This window comes from Bradyrhizobium sp. P3_C3, assembly GCF_056402655.1.
This window is the reverse complement of record NZ_JBFUGY010000058.1, coordinates 1-14,953: the sequence shown is the minus strand read 5'-3', so window position 1 is coordinate 14,953 and position 14,953 is coordinate 1. Positions and strand designations below refer to the sequence as shown.

General features: G+C 64.7%; 16 protein-coding genes and 1 pseudogene. 10 read left to right on the top strand and 7 right to left on the bottom strand.

Features of this window, described 5'->3' with window-relative positions:
- Window positions 1-26: 26 nt before the first annotated feature.
- Window positions 27-428: a PaaI family thioesterase gene (locus AC1DW2_RS38950; protein WP_028157491.1), complete on the top strand. Its 402-nt coding sequence runs from the start codon at window positions 27-29 to the stop codon at window positions 426-428.
- Window positions 429-578: 150 nt separating this feature from the next.
- Complete coding sequence (locus AC1DW2_RS38945) at window positions 579-1,190, top strand: N-acetyltransferase family protein (protein WP_477008661.1); 612 nt, start codon at window positions 579-581, stop codon at window positions 1,188-1,190.
- 79 nt (window positions 1,191-1,269) lie between these two features.
- On the opposite strand, the gene AC1DW2_RS38940 is transcribed toward AC1DW2_RS38945, so the two are convergent.
- From AC1DW2_RS38940 to AC1DW2_RS38930, 3 genes are all read right to left on the bottom strand, one after another.
- Entirely contained in the window at window positions 1,270-1,575 is a 306-nt protein-coding gene (locus tag AC1DW2_RS38940) for a hypothetical protein (RefSeq protein WP_063983633.1), read from the bottom strand.
- A gap of 85 nt (window positions 1,576-1,660) precedes the next feature.
- A complete protein-coding gene (locus tag AC1DW2_RS38935) occupies window positions 1,661-1,960 on the bottom strand; it encodes a putative quinol monooxygenase (RefSeq protein WP_038931808.1) in 300 nt (99 codons plus the stop codon).
- A gap of 25 nt (window positions 1,961-1,985) precedes the next feature.
- Window positions 1,986-2,672 (bottom strand): DUF2161 domain-containing phosphodiesterase, encoded by a 687-nt coding sequence (locus AC1DW2_RS38930; RefSeq protein WP_477008660.1) that lies wholly within the window; start codon window positions 2,670-2,672, stop codon window positions 1,986-1,988.
- A gap of 143 nt (window positions 2,673-2,815) precedes the next feature.
- Between AC1DW2_RS38930 and AC1DW2_RS38925 the strand changes: the two genes are divergently transcribed.
- Window positions 2,816-3,163, top strand: a complete 348-nt coding sequence (locus AC1DW2_RS38925) for a GrlR family regulatory protein (RefSeq protein WP_208086482.1) — start codon at window positions 2,816-2,818, stop codon at window positions 3,161-3,163.
- On the opposite strand, the gene AC1DW2_RS38920 is transcribed toward AC1DW2_RS38925, so the two are convergent.
- Window positions 3,160-3,840, bottom strand: coding sequence for an SDR family oxidoreductase (locus AC1DW2_RS38920; protein WP_477008659.1), 681 nt, complete (start codon window positions 3,838-3,840; stop codon window positions 3,160-3,162). The genes AC1DW2_RS38925 and AC1DW2_RS38920 overlap by 4 nt on opposite strands.
- A gap of 23 nt (window positions 3,841-3,863) precedes the next feature.
- Window positions 3,864-4,607 carry a tyrosine-protein phosphatase gene (locus AC1DW2_RS38915; RefSeq protein ID WP_477008658.1) on the bottom strand — a complete coding sequence of 248 codons (744 nt, stop codon included), beginning with the start codon at window positions 4,605-4,607 and terminating at the stop codon, window positions 3,864-3,866.
- Between the two features lie 68 nt (window positions 4,608-4,675).
- Between AC1DW2_RS38915 and AC1DW2_RS38910 the strand changes: the two genes are divergently transcribed.
- Window positions 4,676-5,002, top strand: a complete 327-nt coding sequence (locus tag AC1DW2_RS38910) for an MliC family protein (protein ID WP_063983627.1) — start codon at window positions 4,676-4,678, stop codon at window positions 5,000-5,002.
- Between the two features lie 111 nt (window positions 5,003-5,113).
- Here AC1DW2_RS38910 and AC1DW2_RS38905 read toward each other — a convergent pair whose 3' ends face one another.
- A complete protein-coding gene (locus AC1DW2_RS38905; protein ID WP_028147811.1) occupies window positions 5,114-5,317 on the bottom strand; it encodes a DUF2735 domain-containing protein in 204 nt (67 codons plus the stop codon).
- Window positions 5,318-5,852: 535 nt separating this feature from the next.
- Here AC1DW2_RS38905 and AC1DW2_RS38900 point away from each other — a divergent pair.
- The 4 genes from AC1DW2_RS38900 to AC1DW2_RS38885 all read left to right on the top strand — a co-directional run bounded on the left by AC1DW2_RS38900 (window position 5,853) and on the right by AC1DW2_RS38885 (window position 9,342).
- Window positions 5,853-6,887, top strand: coding sequence for a glutamine synthetase beta-grasp domain-containing protein (locus tag AC1DW2_RS38900; protein WP_477008657.1), 1,035 nt, complete (start codon window positions 5,853-5,855; stop codon window positions 6,885-6,887).
- Window positions 6,888-7,084: 197 nt separating this feature from the next.
- On the top strand, window positions 7,085-7,786 hold the full coding sequence (locus AC1DW2_RS38895) for a GrlR family regulatory protein (protein ID WP_477008656.1): 702 nt from the start codon (window positions 7,085-7,087) through the stop codon (window positions 7,784-7,786).
- A gap of 18 nt (window positions 7,787-7,804) precedes the next feature.
- Window positions 7,805-8,488: a substrate-binding domain-containing protein gene (locus AC1DW2_RS38890; RefSeq protein WP_477008655.1), complete on the top strand. Its 684-nt coding sequence runs from the start codon at window positions 7,805-7,807 to the stop codon at window positions 8,486-8,488.
- 32 nt (window positions 8,489-8,520) lie between these two features.
- Window positions 8,521-9,342 (top strand): tetratricopeptide repeat protein, encoded by an 822-nt coding sequence (locus tag AC1DW2_RS38885; protein WP_477008654.1) that lies wholly within the window; start codon window positions 8,521-8,523, stop codon window positions 9,340-9,342.
- 1 nt (window position 9,343) lies between these two features.
- Here AC1DW2_RS38885 and AC1DW2_RS38880 read toward each other — a convergent pair whose 3' ends face one another.
- Window positions 9,344-9,802 (bottom strand): hypothetical protein, encoded by a 459-nt coding sequence (locus AC1DW2_RS38880; RefSeq protein ID WP_477008653.1) that lies wholly within the window; start codon window positions 9,800-9,802, stop codon window positions 9,344-9,346.
- A 664-nt stretch (window positions 9,803-10,466) separates the two neighbouring features.
- Between AC1DW2_RS38880 and AC1DW2_RS38875 the strand changes: the two genes are divergently transcribed.
- The gene (locus tag AC1DW2_RS38875) at window positions 10,467-13,973 is read left to right on the top strand and encodes an autotransporter domain-containing protein (protein WP_477008652.1); all 3,507 of its coding nucleotides are present in this window, start codon (window positions 10,467-10,469) and stop codon (window positions 13,971-13,973) included.
- Window positions 13,974-14,231: 258 nt separating this feature from the next.
- A pseudogene (locus AC1DW2_RS38870) lies at window positions 14,232-14,953 on the top strand (hypothetical protein); the annotation flags it as partial.

Here is a 14,953-nt window from a genome sequence, read left to right as displayed (position 1 = left end):
ACAACAATGAATTGGGAGGAGATCCGATGACGCCGCTCGAGAAACTTAAAGCGATGAAGATGCCGTTTGCCGAGCTCAAGGGCGTCGAATTCGTCGAGGCCGAGAAGGACCGCGTGGTGGCACGGATGACGGTCAGGCCCGACCTCTGCACGCTCCACCACACCATCCACGGCGGCGCGGTGATGGCGCTCGCCGATTCCGTCGGTGCTGCCGCGACCGTGATCAATCTGCCGGAGGATGCCAAGGGCACCACGACGCTCGAGAGCAAGACCAACTTCATCGGCGGGGCGAAGGAGGGAACCACGGTTATCGCCACGGCTACACCGGTCCATCGGGGACGGCGGACCCAGGTTTGGAGCACCCGGCTGGAGACCGAGGACGGCAAGCTGGTTGCCGTGGTGACCCAGACTCAGCTGGTCCTCGTATGACTACGGGGGCTTGATTTTATTAACGAATTGGTCGCTTTCGATGCCTGAAACTTGGGCAGGTACCCGTCTTGAAAAATATGCTGCGACGCACAATATTGGGGACCTAGGGATTCGAACGCCTCCTCGAGGGACACCAAGAGGAGTTTTGACGTGATACTTGAAGACACGACCCGCACGACGCCCGTTCCGGGCTATGTGCGGACCTTGAGCCAGCAGGAAGAATTGCCGCTTCTGCGCGATCACCTCCTGCGGCTTGATTCCGCAAGCCGGCACGACCGTTTCAACGGCTTTCTCGACGACAGCTTCATCGAGCGTTACGCCGCCCGCTGCGCCGAGGATGGCACCGTGATTGTCGCCTACATCGTCGACGGCGTGGTCCGCGGTGCGGCCGAGCTGCATCCGCCGGAGGACGATTCGTTGCCCGAGGTCGCCTTCAGCGTGGAAGCCTCGGCACGGCGCCAGAATGTCGGCACCATCTTGTTCAGCCGGCTGATCGCGGAAGCGCGCTGGAAAGGCTACAAGCGCCTGCGCATCACGACCGGCGCCGAGAATCGCGCCATGCGGGCGCTCGCCAGGAAGTTCGGAGCGAATCTGCAATTCCGCCATGGCGAATCGACCGGCACGATCGATCTCGCCAAGACGCCCGAGGCCGAGCTCGCTGAACTCGCGGCCTCGCCCTTCACGGCCGGCCGCGCTCTTCTCAGCTTCAACTCGACCTGCTGGAAGATCATCTCCAGCATGTACGGCAATCGCGCCGCCTAAATCCCAACGCGGACTGGAATCAAAAAAGTGGACCGGCAAAACCGGTCCGCTTTCGTATTGGGGATAGGGAATTGAGCGCTCAGGTACCGGTGCGCTTGTCGTTGCCGAAGCGGCGGACGACACGGCGTTCGACCACCACCGAGCGCTGCGCACCCTGTTCGCCTGCGATCACGCGTGTGGCGGTGATGCGGCCGTTGGTGCGGGCCTGCTTCTTCACCTCGGCCTGCACGATTTCGATCGGCATCCCCATCAGCGCTGCTGCGATCTCGGCCTGCTGCTCATGATCGTCGGTGATGCCGACGGCGGCGAAGATCGCCTCGTCCAGGGTCGGCGGATCGTGGCGCACGCGCCGCGTGCCATATTTGGTGTTCCAGTCTGCGCTCATAACGGCCTCGGTTTGATGCCGGGATACCTAGTGCCGGAGATGTTGCATTGCAATATGAATTTGGTGTGGCATCACAGCTATGCGCTCACAGCTTTTCGAGCCTGTCGGCCTCATAGAGGTCGAGCGTGGTTGGCCCCGTGGCCAGCGAGCGCAAGGTGCGCACGAACTCGCCGGATGCAGGTACCGCAAAGTGGGCGGCGAGCGCGGCGCGGTCGGCCCATTGCTCGAAGAACACCAGCCTGAGCGGATTCTCGCAGTCGACATGCACTCCATGGGAGATGCAGCCGGGTTCCTGTCGCGACCGATGAACATGCTCGAGGCTCAGGCGGCGCGCCTCGTCGAACGTCTCGGTGCGGACCGTTACGCTGCCAGTCACAACGATCATGCGCTGTCTCCCGACGTGATTTCCGCTAGGGGGGCGATGCCTCGCGGGGCGTTTCTTTCATCGGTGCCTGCGGCCAGCGTTTCAGCGCCGCGTGTCCGGCCTCGGTCAGCCCGTAGATTCCCCGGTCCGCACGTTCGAACCAGCCATACACATTGTTAAGCAAGATCTTGCCGGCATCGGGACAGCGCTTGCGCAATTCGCGCACCTTTCGTGGCCCGCCGACGAGTTCCGACGCACAGACCAGCGCCTGCTGGCGATAGGCCGTCATGATCGGTGCGCGGGTGCTGCCGCCGAGCACGGGATCGCCCTGGCGGCGCTGATGCTCGGCGACGAGGCGCGAACGGACCTTCGGCTCGCGGCGCGGCGCTGCCGTCGGCGGCTTCACCAGCACCTCGACCTGGCCGCGGTCAGTGACCCCAAGCATACCGAAGCCGAGGCGGCGGCAGAGGTTGCGATAACGCGCATCGCTCTCGCGTCCCTTGCCGCGGATCGACATTTTTGCGGCGATCCAGACCTCATCGGCTGCCGATGCACGATCGACCGCCTGGAGGATCAACTCGAGATTGAAGGCGAGCTTCAGCTCGCCAATCACCACGACAGGCGGATCACCGGCGCTGAGGCCCACGAGATCGCAGCCGCCGATCTCGCCCTTGACCGTGAAGCCGAGCTCTTCGAGGAAGCGTTTGACGGGTAGATAAAGCGCGGTTTCCAAGGAAAGCGTCCGGGTCTTGCGTTCCGATCCGAGAATCAGTTGCGGCCAGTTTAGCCCGGAACGCAGTTGTGGCTCTGCGCCATTTGATCGGGAACCGACGGTGCGGTTATCCTGCGACCGGGACAGTCGGGCGCTTTACGAAGATGACAATCAGGAATGGCCTCTATCACATTCGCATCGAGATGCTGGATGCCGTCCAGGGCGGCAACCAGGGCGTCATGGTCCTGCGCGACGGCACCATGCGAGGCGGCGATTCATTCTTCTTCGCCTATGGCAGCTACACCTCGGCCGACGGCAAGTGGAAGGGCGAGCTGACCAACGAGGAACACTCGCCCTCGTTCGACGAGCGCCCGGTGTGGGGCCGCAAGGTCGTGACCATCGGCTTCAGCGGCACCTACACCGGCGAGACCGCCTACGGCGAAGGCATTGCGCTCGCCGGCAAGCAGAGCATCCGCTTCAAAGGAAATCTGCGGCTATTGGTGCCGGACTAAACCCGGCCGCTCACCGGGATCAGCGCGCCGGTGACGCCGCTCGCGGCATCGCTGGTGAGGAAGAGGATCACCTCGGCGAGTTCCTGCGGTGTCACCCATTTGGAGAAATCCGCTTTCGGCATGTCGGCGCGGTTGGCCTTGGTGTCGATGATCGACGGCAGCACCGCGTTCACGGTCACCTTGCCCTTCCACTCGTTGGCAAGCGCCTCGGTGAGGCGATGCACGCCGGCTTTCGACGCCGCATAGGGGCCCATGCCGGAACCTGCCTGAAGCGCGCCAATGGCGCCGATATTGACGATGCGGCCAGCCCCGGACGCGGCGAGATGCGGCAGCGCCGCGTGCGAGGTGTTGAGGGCCGTCAGCACGTTGAGCGCATGCATGCGCTGCCACGTCTTGATGTCGCCGTCGCCCACGGTCTCGAACGCGAAGCCGCCGGCGATGTTGATCAGCGCATCCAGCCTGCCGAAGTGCTTTGCCGCCGCCTCGACCGCCGTCTTCGCTTGTGCTGGGTCGGACAGATCAACGCCGCCGATCTCGATGCGTTCGGGCGTTGCCGACATCTGCGAGGGCGCGTGATCGATGCCGGCCACGCGCGCGCCGCGCGCCAACGCCGTCTCGGCGACAACCTTGCCAAGTGCGCCGAGCGCGCCCGTCACGATCAGAACCTTGCCTTGCATCGTCGTTCTCCCGGCGCGGCCGCTTACGATTGCAGATAACGCGCCTTCAGCGCGGTTTGCTCCGGTGTGCCGAGCTTGAGGCCGTCGCGCAAGTAGGTTTCGAGATCGCCATATTCGTTGGAGACGGCCTCGAAGGCAGCACCAAGATACGAGGCTTCGACGCTGCCGATCGCATCGAGGACGTCGGCGGGAAGATCGGAAGCGTTCGATGCGTCCCGCTTGTAGTGCTGGTTGGTCAACAGGTAGTCCTCGGCAATGACCTCGTCGGCCACGCCCAGCGCATGCAGGATCAGCGCGCTTGCAAAGCCGGTGCGGTCCTTGCCGGCGGTGCAGTGGATCACCAGCGGCGCGCGGTCTTCCAGCAGATGGCCGAACAGCGCGCGAAAACTGTGCGTGTTGTGGCGGACATAGTTGCGGTAGGACTCCCGCATAAGCTCGAGCGCAACCGGTGCGGTGAGCGTGCCCTTGGCAAGCTCGGCGCGCAGCGCGGCCACGACCGACGGCTCGATCGGCAGTGAATGCACCGTGATCTCGTTCACGACGCAGACACCGGCCGCGCGCTCCTCGACGCCGCGAAAATCGAAGGCGCTGCGCACGCCCAGCGCGCGGACGATCTCGACGTCGGCGGGCGTGAGCTGGCCGAGATGGTTGGAGCGGAAGATGTGGCGCCAGCGCGTGGTGCGGCCATCGATGGTCGGATAGCCGCCGAGGTCGCGAAAATTGCTGGCGCCTTGCAGGGCGAGGTGGCGGGCAGGGGAATCTGGCATGAGATCAGCTTGGGTTATGTTTCCACTGGACGCACTACGGCGTCCTTGAGTGCATTCAGGGGGCAATCATGGGCCGGCACAAGGCCATTGTTTTGGCGATCACCATGCTGTCGGGCGGAATTATCGGTGCGGGACAGGCGGATGCGCAGACGTTCCGGACCTATCGCTGTGCCGATGGTACGCAGTTCATCGTGGGATTTTATGACGATGACAAACGCGCCTTCCTCCAGATCGACGGCGAACCTGTCACGCTGAAGAAGCGGCTGGCGCTTTCTGGCACCCGCTATTCGGGGGCAGGGATCACGCTGAGGATCGGCAAGACCGGAGCGACCACGGTCCAGCATCTGAAGCGGCCGGTCACTTCCTGCACGGTGATCGAAAAGCCCGCCCTCTAGCCGGGAGTCCAGCAGGAATCAAAAAGGGCCGAAACCTCGTTGTTTCGACCCTTTTTCAAACTTCCGTCGGACGCTTGCGCGAGCGCGGCGGTATCATACCAAACACAAACATTAGCGTTCCCATTTGGGCTTTGCTTCGTCGACCGCATCCTGGTGGTACCAGCTGTCGCTGCAGATCGAGACGTTCGCAGGAAGCGAAGCATGATCGGCGGGAAGGCGGGTGTCGCCATAGCGGCGTCCGGCGAGAGCCGCGCGGCCCCCGACAGGGAATTGGTAGATCGTTGCAGATCCGTGATTCAGACCATTATTCATCATTGCGATTGCTCCTGGGTCGAAGCGCCTTGGCCTCCATGGTGCGCCCGACTCGTTCGATTGTGGTTACTGGATTCCCCATATCGGCCGCGCATCCCGAATTGGAAAGTGCTGAAAAGGAAATCAGTTGCTGCCCAATCTGTAGGCATGTGACCCTCTGCATCCCCTAAGGCACCGTGTCGGTGGCTAACGCCTGGGCCATTCCAAAGGTTGCTAGGCAGGGCGCAGGACTTTGCGAAAGTTGCCGGACGTTGATGCGCGTTTCATCGGCAACCTCCGGCAACGGTGCGTCTGCTCCAGAATCAGGCGTTTTCCGCGGGATTTTTGCAGTGCAGCTTCACGCGAAGGTGCGCGGCTATGACGCACGCCGCCGGGGATGGTTTGCCGTCGGCGGGCCGACCCCGGCCGCGGTGGAAAACCTCCCGCGCTGCGGCCTTTTGGCACGCAAAATGCTTGTAGAGGGTCGGCCGATGATGGCCGGGTACAAACGTGCGGGGGCTCTCAACCCCACCTTTCGCATCATCTACAGAGAGGCTCAATGACCAAGTATAAGCTCGAGTACATTTGGCTCGACGGATATACGCCGACTCCGAACTTGCGCGGCAAAACACAGATCAAGGAATTCGCGTCGTTCCCGACGCTCGAGCAGCTTCCGCTCTGGGGCTTCGATGGCTCCTCCACGCAGCAGGCCGAAGGCCACAGCTCCGATTGCGTGCTGAAGCCGGTCGCCGTGTTCCCGGACGCCGCGCGCACCAACGGCGTGCTCGTGATGTGCGAAGTCATGATGCCCGATGGCAAGACCCCGCACGCCTCCAACAAGCGCGCCACCATCCTCGATGACGCCGGCGCATGGTTCGGCTTCGAGCAGGAATACTTCTTCTACAAGGACGGCCGTCCGCTCGGCTTCCCGGTCTCCGGCTATCCGGCCCCGCAGGGTCCGTACTACACCGGCGTCGGCTTCTCGAACGTCGGCGACGTTGCCCGCAAGATCGTCGAAGAGCATCTCGACCTCTGCCTGGCTGCCGGCATCAACCATGAAGGCATCAACGCGGAAGTCGCGAAGGGCCAGTGGGAATTCCAGATCTTCGGCAAGGGCTCCAAGAAGGCCGCCGACGAAATGTGGATGGCCCGCTACCTGATGCTGCGCCTGACCGAGAAGTACGGCATCGACATCGAGTTCCACTGCAAGCCGCTCGGCGACACCGACTGGAACGGCTCCGGCATGCACGCCAACTTCTCCACCGAGTACATGCGTACGGTCGGCGGCAAGGAGTACTTCGAGGCGCTGATGGCGGCCTTCGACAAGAACCTGATGGACCACATCGCCGTCTACGGCCCGGACAACGACAAGCGTCTGACCGGCAAGCACGAGACCGCGCCGTGGAACAAGTTCAGCTACGGCGTTGCCGATCGCGGCGCCTCGATCCGCGTTCCGCACTCCTTCGCCAACAACGGCTACAAGGGCTATCTGGAAGACCGCCGTCCGAACTCGCAGGGCGACCCATACCAGATCGCTTCGCAGATCCTGAAGACGATCGCGTCCGTGCCGGCCGACAAGAAGGCCGCGGCCTAGGATCCTCCCGGCCCGGGCCGGGGGGCTGGCCCGGGTTGGTCTTCAATCCGCCGGAGCCGAAAAGGCTCCGGCGGATTTTTGCATTCCGATGACAGCCGTTGTTGTGGGTCTGCCGGCCATGCCGGCTTGAAGTCTGTCCATCGCCGGCGAAACCGGGATAGAATGCCCCGGGATGCGCGGGGCCGGGGACACGGCTGGTGTTTGAAGGCTTCTACAAGGTGCGATTTCAGCTCGGCGACGCGGTCGGCCGGAGCGTGATGCATGCCGGCAATGGCAAGATGCTTGGCGGCAATTCGGCCTTCGCCCATATCGGCAGCTATGAGAGGACCGAAGCCGGCGTCGACATCGTCATCAAGACGGTCCGCCACAACCCGGACCCCAACTACCGCGCCATGGCCGGCACCGACGATGCGACCTTGCTTGCGAAAGGCTGGGCCGACGGCGATCTCTATCGCTTCAAGGGCGAGCTGAAAGAGCTGCCGGGCGTGCCGTTCCAGTCGGTGATGACGCCGATCACCGAAGACGAGGTGCCGATCGCGGGCGGCGTCGGCGAGGCCGGCATCGCCGATGGTCTCTATTCGGTGCACCTGCGCATGCTCGACGGCGTCGATGGCGGGCTCACCGGCGTGATGCTGCTCAATCAGGGCCGCATCCTCGGCGGCGATGCCTCGTTCTACTATCTCGGCAGCTACACTGCTGCGAATGGCCGCTGGAAGGGCCAGATCCTCAATCAGGAGCACACGCCGGCCAAGGACGATCCGATCTTCGGCGGCCACGAGGTCGGCATCGGTTTCTCCGGCACCTATGACGCGGAGCAGGCGGTGCTGGAGGCAACGGCGCTCGCCGGCAAGCGCAGCCTGCGCCTGACCGCCGCGCTCAAGCTGATGCACCGCGCCTGATCGCGACAGGAATAGCCCATGGAAAAAATTCGCATGCTCTCGACGCTCGGCCTGATGGGCGCGATGCGCAGCCTGTCCTCCGCCTTCGAGGCCGCTCACGGCCTCCATGTCGATGCCGACTTCGCGCCAACCCTGGCACTGCTGAAACGGCTACGCGACGGCGAGGCCGCCGATCTCGTGATCCTGACCCGTGAGGGGCTCGACGAGATGATCGGCGGGGGCCGCGTGGCCGCAGGTAGCGCGGCCGATCTGGCGCGCTCCTTCGTCGGCATCGCCGTGCGGGCAGGGCAGGCGCATCCCGACATCTCCAGCGAAGCTGCATTGCGCAAGTCGCTGCTCGCGGCGCGATCCGTCGCCTATTCGCGGCTGGGCGCGAGCGGTGTCTATTTCGCCCAATTGATCCAGCGATGGGGCATCGCAGCCGAGATCAACGCCAAGGCCACCATCGTCGAGCAGGGCTTTACGGCGGAGCGGCTCGTCAGCGGTGAGGCTAACCTCGCCGTGCAGCAGATCAGTGAGCTGAAGCAGGTCGAGGGCATCGAGGTCGTCGGCCCGATCCCGCACGATTTGCAGACTCCGGCCGTGTTTTCCGCCGGCCGCATGGCCAACGCCAGACATGCCGAAGCGGCCGATCGGCTGCTGCGCTATCTGGCATCGCCGGAGGTCGTCCCGGTGCTGCGCCAATCGGGACTCGAGCCTTGAATTTGCCGGAGCAGAGACGCAACGTGGCGCCCATGCGGACTTGTCTCCTTGCCATTCTCCTCACGCTTGCAGCGCCGTTATCGGCGCATGCCCAATCGGCCGATCTCGTCCTGTGCGATCGGCTGGCCGCCGATCCCAGCGATCCCGACAAGCCGGCCGATGTGAAGGGCGTGACCGAGCTTGCTGCCTCCGACATTGCGACCGCCGTCAAATTCTGCAAGCAGGCCGCACCGTCGTCGCGGCGCGCGATGTTCGCGCTCGGCCGCGCCTATGCCGCCAACCGGCAGACGGCGGAGGCGATCGCCGCCTGGCGCAAGGCGGCCGACAAGGGATCGAGCGCGGCGATGGTCGAACTCGGCGTCGCCTACGGCACCGGCTCCGGTGTCGCGAAAGACGAAGCACAAGCGCGAAAGCTGTTCGAGAAGGCTGCGCAGGCCGGCAATCCTCGCGGTGTCAGCAATCTTGCCGCGCTCGGCGGCGCCGGCGGTGCTGCGCCGGCCGATCCCGCGCAGGCGCGCGCTCTGCTCGGCAGGGCGGCCGAGACCAACGCCGAGGCGCAGTACCAGCTCGGCCTGATGCTCTCCAACGGCAACGGCGGCGAGAGGGACGACGTCGCGGCGCGCGCGATGTTCGAGAAGGCGGCGGCGCAGAACCATCCCGGCGCGCTGGAGCGGATGGGCGCCTTCGCGCAGGAAGGCCGCGGCGGTGCCAAGGACAAGGACGCCGCCAAGGCCTATTACGAGCGCGCTGCCGCGCTCGGCGACGAGGACGCCAAGAAGGCGCTGGAGCGGCTGCGCTGCCCCTATGCGATCAAGGACAAGCAGGGCAAGCTCGTCACCACGCTGTGCTTCTAGCTCACTTGTAGTAGTAGGCGACGTTGTTGCGGGCGTCGCGATAAGTCGTCTCGAGAAAGTCCGGATATTGAGCGGCCGCGCGCGCGACGGCGCGCACGACGCACCCCCAGAAATCGCCTATCCAGTTGAAGTGCTCGAAGGTGGCATCTTCGAACTTCACGGCGGTGATGATGGCCTGCCGGATTGCTGCGTCATCGGCGCGTGGATGGGCGCGCTTCACATAACCGAACATCGGTCCCTCATGGGCGTGGTCGCGGTCGTAGCGGTATTTCTCGGCCATCTGCTGCGGGGTGAGGGTGCGATAGACGCGCACCTCTTCGTCGGTCGGGCGTCCGTCGAGTGTGTCGAGCCGGTAGCGCCGGCACCAGAGCTCGAAGGCCGCATCGAGCAGCGGCTGCTTTGCAGCGCTGGCGATGATCGCTGCGATCTGCGCTTCGGCTGAAGGCTCTGTCTGGTTCATGCCGCTTTGTCGTGGGCTTGCGCCGTCGGGTTCGAAGGGGCCCCAAGGATGAACCAGCTCCGGCACGGGCCGTTGAACCACAACATGAGGAGGGCCGCCCGGGATCGCACGAAACAAAAAAGTCAAAAACAACCCCATGCACAGTAGCCAAGTCGTCGAAATCACTAGGTTCGTATTTTACGAAAATCAATTGACCCGTCGGGCAAAACAGGGGCATGATGGCATCATGCGGCGAGTGGGCTCCGCTCCCGGCCCTGCGCTGAAAAGCCGGATGACCTCGGTGCGTCTGAGTTCGTAGTGCATGATTCGAGGCTCCAGTTTCGGAGCTTGAATCATGTCCGCGGTGATACCATCAAGCCGCATTGGCCCTGCGAGGCGCCGCTAACTGGTTCGACCCGGTCGCGAATGACCCGCAACGGACCTCGCCTCTTAGGCAACTGGTGACGGTCATATTCCTGTCCGCGTTCCTCCTGTGATATTAATGACGCAATCGGCCAAATATGGCGCGCGCTTTGTCGGATGACCGATATTGGTCGGACTCCGCGATGTTCCCCMGCTAAACCTGATACCGCAGAGCCCCGCTTAACGGGTCCATGCGCGACGGGCGCCGCAAAGGCGCAACGGAATTTCAAACGTCGCTATCTGGGCTGCGGGGAGATTTGGGTTGTCTTATTTTGTAGCGTCTGAAGGCGCGCTGGAAACCGGCGCGGCCGTTGTTGGGCGCAAGCGATCGATTAGCCGCTTTGCGGCGCTGACCTTGGCCGCGTTGTCCCGTCGCCTGCTGGGCACCAGCTCCACGGTGGCGCTCGGACTGGTCCTGGCGACATCGACGCCATCGCGCGCCACCGACTGGACCGGCGCCACCTCAACCGACTGGTTCACCGCCGGCAACTGGTCGGCCGGCGTTCCAACCAGCGCGGTCGACGTGAATATCGACACGGTCGCGCCCAATGCCACAGTGGTCGGAGCGGCCGGCGCGCAAGCGAACACTGTCTTTGTCGGCATTTCCGGCACCGGCACGCTGACAATCCAGAGCGGCGGCAACTTGAGCGACTTCAACGGCTATGTCGGCTTCAATGCCGGCTCGACCGGCACCGCGACGATTGATGGCGCCGGCTCGGCCTGGACCGCTTCCAACTTGTTCGCTGTCGGCTATTACGGCACCGGCACGCTGACGATCCAGAACGGCGGCACGGTAAGCAACACCAACATCGGCTTGATCGGGTCCAATGTCGGCTCGACCGGTACCGTGACGGTCGATGGCGCTGGCTCGGCCTGGACCAATTCCACCAACCTCGCTGTCGGCAATTCCGGCACCGGCACGCTGACGATCCGGAACGGCGGCACGGTGAGCAGCGCCTCCGGCGTTCTCGGCCAAAATTTCGGTTCGACCGGTACCGTAACGGTGGATGGCGCCGGCTCGTCCTGGACCAATTCCAGCGACCTCGAGGTCGGCTATGTCGGCGCCGGCACGCTGACGATCCGGAACGGCGGCAAGGTGAGCAACGTCACCGGCGGTCTCGGCATCAATACCGGCTCGACCGGCACCGTGACGGTCGATGGCGTCGGCTCGTCCTGGACCAATTCCGGCGATCTTTCTGTCGGCAATTCCGGCACCGGCACGCTGACGATCCGGAACGGCGGCACGGTGAGCAGCAACACCGGCTATCTCGGCAACAATGTCGGCTCGACCGGAACCGTGACGGTTGGCGGTGCCGGCTCCTCCTGGACCAATTCCGGCCTCGTGGTCGGCGGGTCCGGCACCGGCACGCTGGCGATCCGGAACGGCGGCAAGGTGAGCAACGTCACCGGCGTTCTCGGCTTCAATGCCGGCTCGACCGGCGCAGCGACGGTTGATGGCGTCGGCTCGGCCTGGACCAATTCCGGCTCGCTCTTTGTTGGCTATTCCGGCGCCGGCACGCTGACGATCCAGAACGGCGGCACGGTGAGCAACAACTACGGCTTCCTCGGCTACTATTCGACCGGCACCGTGACGGTTGATGGCGCCGGCTCGTCCTGGACCAATTCCGGCGACCTCTGGGTCGGCGGTTCCGGTATCGGCAAGCTGACGATCCGGAACGGCGGCAAGGTGAGCAACGCCACCATCGTCTATCTCGGGCTCTTTGCCGGCACCGGCACCGTGACGGTTGATGGCGCCGGCTCGTCCTGGACCAATTCCGGCTCGCTCTTTGTTGGCTATTCCGGCACCGGCACGCTGACGATCGCCAATGGCGGCGCCGTCTCGGCGGCTTCGGGCATGCAAATCGCCCTTAACCTCGGCTCGACCGGCACGCTCAATATCGGCGCCGCCTCCGGTCAGGCCGCGGCCGCGCCGGGCACGCTGACCACGCCCTCGGTCGTGTTCGGGGCAGGCACCGGCAGCATCGTCTTCAACCACACCGCCTCGAACTACACATTCGCCCCGGTCATTTCTGGCGCGGGGTCGGTGACGGTGGAGAACGGCACCACCATCCTGACCGCGACCAACACCTATGGCGGGCCGACCACGGTCAATGGCGGCACGCTGGCGGTCAACGGCTCCATCGCCAATTCGGCGGTGACGGTCAATGCCGGTGGCACGCTCGGCGGCAACGGCACCGTCGGCAATACCACCGTCAACGCCGGCGGCGTGCTCGCGCCCGGCAATTCGATCGGCACGCTGACGGTCGGCGGCGATCTGGCGTTCGGCGCCGGCAGCATCTACCGCGTCGAGGTCTCGCCATCGGCCGCCGACCGCGCCAATGTCACGGGCATCGCGAGCCTGACCGGCGGCACCGTGCAGACGAGCTTCCTGCCCGGAACCTATGTCCGCAAGAGCTACACCATCCTGTCGGCGGCCGGCGGCCTCGGCGGCACCACCTTCAGCGGCGTGAGCAGCAGCCTGCCCGGTTTCACTGTCGGCCTGAGCTACACGCTGTCCGATGTGTTGCTGAACCTCACGGCCTCGCTCGGCGCCGGCACCTCGCTGCCGGGCAATGGGCAGACCGTCACATCCACGCTCAACAACTTCTTCAACAATGGCGGCGCGCTGCCGCCGGGCTTTGTCGCGCTGTTTGGTCTCACCGGCAGCAATCTTTCAGCCGCGCTGTCGCAAACCTCCGGCGAGACCGCGACCGGCTCGCAGCAGACGACCTTCAACGCAATGAACCAGTTCATGGGGGTGCTGACCGATCCCTTCATCGACGGTCGCGGCGATGGCGTTTCAGCGGGATCATCCGCGGGCGCGTCGGCCTACGCCTCACCGGACAGACCGCGTTCCGGTGCGGCGCGGGACGCCAATGCGATGTTCACCCAGGCGCCCGTCATGGCCGATCCGTTCGCGCAGCGCTGGAGCGTGTGGGCGGCAGGCTATGGCGGCTCGCAGACCACGGACGGCAACACGACACTCGGCTCCAACAACACGACCAGCCGCATCGCAGGCATCGCGGTCGGCGCCGATTACCGTATCTCGCCGAATACGCTGGCGGGCTTTGCGCTCGCCGGCGGTGGTACGAACTTCAGCGTCGTCAATGGCGGCTCTGGCCGATCTGACCTGTTCCAGGCCGGCGCCTTCGTCCGGCACAATGCGGGTGCGGCGTATCTCTCCGGCGCGTTGGCCTATGGCTGGCAGGACATCACCACCAACCGCACCGTGACGGTGGCCGGCATCGACCAGTTGCGCGCGCAGTTCAACGCCAATGCCTTCTCGGGTCGCGTCGAAGGCGGCTATCGCTTTGTCAGCCCGTGGATGGGCGGCATCGGCATCACGCCCTACGCGGCAGGACAGTTCACCACCTTCGACCTGCCGGCCTATGCCGAGCAGGCGGTAACCGGCGTCAACACCTTTGCGCTCGCCTACGCCTCGAAGAGTGTCACTGATACGCGCAGCGAGCTCGGCCTTCGCAGCGACAAATCATATGCGATGGCGGACGGAATCTTCACGCTGCGAGGGCGCCTGGCATGGGCGCATGATTTCAACCCCGGCCGCAATATCGGTGCGACGTTCCAGACGCTGCCGGGGGCATCCTTTGTCGTTGGCGGCGCCGCGCAAGCCACCGACTCCGCGCTCGTCACCGCCTCTGCCGAGAAGAAATGGCTGAACGGCTGGTCCGCCGCCGGCACTTTCGAAGGCGAGTTCTCTCAGCTCACCAGGAGCTACGCCGGCAAGGGCGTCGTGCGGTATGCGTGGTGAGGTGGCGGCTTCCCGAACGACGCCTCTCCAAAGCCAACTGGTGATGTCGATATCCGCGTTCCTCCTGTGATATTAGTGACGCAGTCGGCCAAATACGGCGGCGCGCTTTGTTGGATGCCGATATTGGTCGGACTCCGCGATGTTCCCCCGCTAAACCTGATTCCACAGAGCCCCGCTTAACGGGTCCATGCGCGACCGGCGCCGCAACGGCGCAATGGAATTTCAACGGTCGCTATTTGGGCTGCGGGGAGGTTTGGGTTGTCTTATTTTGTAGCGTCTGAAGGCGCGCTGGAAACCGGCGCGGCCGTTGTTGGGCGCAAGCGATCGATTAGCCGCTTTGCGGCGACCATGCGCGCGGCGATGACGCGCGCGGCGCTGTTCGCCGGCGTCTTGCTCGGCGCGCTCGCGACCGGAGCGCAGGCCCAGACGGTGATCAACGTCACGGTCGCCAACGACACCGGCACCACCTCGGGGGGCTCGACTAGCGGCGCCGGCACGCTTAGCGCCGCGCTCGCGCAGATCAATGCTTCCACGCCCCCCGGCGGCTTCATCATCAACCTGCAGACCAATGTCACGCTGTCAGGGCCGCTGTCGCCGATCTTCAACTCGGTGACCATCAACGGCAACGGGTTCACCATCAGCGGCAACAATTCGCAGCGCATCTTTATGGTCGGCGTTGACACCGCGACGCAGACCAGCGCGGGGGTGGCGGGCTCGATCATCGCGGACCGCCCTCAGGTGGCGATCAGCAACGTCATCCTGTCCGCAGGCCTCGCCCAGGGCGGCGGCAACGGCGCCGGCGGCGGCATGGGGGCGGGCGGCGCGCTGTTCGTCAACCAGTCGGCCGACGTGACGCTGAGCAATGTCAGCTTCGCCAACAACAACGCGAAGGGCGGCAACCCAACAACCAACACGTTTCGCGGCGGCGGCGGCCTCGGTGGCAGCGGCGGCGGCAGCGGCGGCGGCGGCATCTTCGGCGG

Excerpts from the sequence above, each read along its gene's own strand:
- AC1DW2_RS38950 (WP_028157491.1), top strand. The coding sequence starts at position 27 with ATGACGCCGCTCGAGAAACTTAAAGCGATGAAGATGCCGTTTGCCGAG.
- AC1DW2_RS38900 (WP_477008657.1), top strand. The coding sequence starts at position 5,853 with ATGACCAAGTATAAGCTCGAGTACATTTGGCTCGACGGATATACGCCG.
- AC1DW2_RS38910 (WP_063983627.1), top strand. The coding sequence starts at position 4,676 with ATGGGCCGGCACAAGGCCATTGTTTTGGCGATCACCATGCTGTCGGGC.
- AC1DW2_RS38880 (WP_477008653.1), bottom strand. The coding sequence starts at position 9,802 with ATGAACCAGACAGAGCCTTCAGCCGAAGCGCAGATCGCAGCGATCATC.
- AC1DW2_RS38925 (WP_208086482.1), top strand. The coding sequence starts at position 2,816 with ATGACAATCAGGAATGGCCTCTATCACATTCGCATCGAGATGCTGGAT.
- AC1DW2_RS38935 (WP_038931808.1), bottom strand. The coding sequence starts at position 1,960 with ATGATCGTTGTGACTGGCAGCGTAACGGTCCGCACCGAGACGTTCGAC.
- AC1DW2_RS38940 (WP_063983633.1), bottom strand. The coding sequence starts at position 1,575 with ATGAGCGCAGACTGGAACACCAAATATGGCACGCGGCGCGTGCGCCAC.
- AC1DW2_RS38885 (WP_477008654.1), top strand. The coding sequence starts at position 8,521 with ATGCGGACTTGTCTCCTTGCCATTCTCCTCACGCTTGCAGCGCCGTTA.
- AC1DW2_RS38905 (WP_028147811.1), bottom strand. The coding sequence starts at position 5,317 with ATGATGAATAATGGTCTGAATCACGGATCTGCAACGATCTACCAATTC.
- AC1DW2_RS38920 (WP_477008659.1), bottom strand. The coding sequence starts at position 3,840 with ATGCAAGGCAAGGTTCTGATCGTGACGGGCGCGCTCGGCGCACTTGGC.
- AC1DW2_RS38890 (WP_477008655.1), top strand. The coding sequence starts at position 7,805 with ATGGAAAAAATTCGCATGCTCTCGACGCTCGGCCTGATGGGCGCGATG.
- AC1DW2_RS38915 (WP_477008658.1), bottom strand. The coding sequence starts at position 4,607 with ATGCCAGATTCCCCTGCCCGCCACCTCGCCCTGCAAGGCGCCAGCAAT.